The sequence below is a fragment of the Pedococcus sp. P1_H8 genome (genome assembly GCF_056405175.1).
Genome location: NZ_JBFUCP010000219.1, coordinates 1 through 457, shown reverse-complemented (window position 1 = coordinate 457; position 457 = coordinate 1). Strand labels below are relative to the sequence as shown.

Below are 457 nucleotides of genomic sequence, written 5' to 3'. Positions count from 1 at the left end.
CCGCAGTGCCGTGGATCGGGTGCTCGAGGTGAGAGCCGACCGTGATGAGGAGAGCGGTCGAAGTGATCGAATCGTGACCGAACGGCCCGCTGTCGAGACCAAGCAGTGACACGAAACCCGATGGGCCGTCGGAGACCCCTGGCATAGTCACGACGGAATGCTCGATCGAACGTCCTGACGACTGGGGAGTGGTCCATGGGAGCGTTGATTCGAAGTCTGGTAGGCGGCGTCGTGGTCGGATTGGCGTCGGTCCTGGTAGCGGCGACGGCGGGGGCCGGCGGTGCGGCCGCGCTCCCGGTCTACCCGGTGGCCGACCCGGATCCCTTCTTCAGTGCGCCGCCGGACCTGGCCGCGCATGCTCCCGGCGAGGTGCTCAAGCTCCGGCAGATGCCGCCCAACCTCTACTTTCCCGGGAGCCAGGTGTGGGAGGTGCTCTTCAGCACGAAGGACTCCCAGG

Annotated in this window: 1 protein-coding gene; it reads left to right on the top strand. The window is 67.0% G+C overall.

What is annotated here, in order from left to right:
* Positions 1 to 195 precede the first annotated feature (195 nt).
* On the top strand, positions 196 to 457 hold a 262-nt coding region (locus tag AC1DYG_RS19675; protein WP_477641537.1), incomplete at its 3' end, for a hypothetical protein.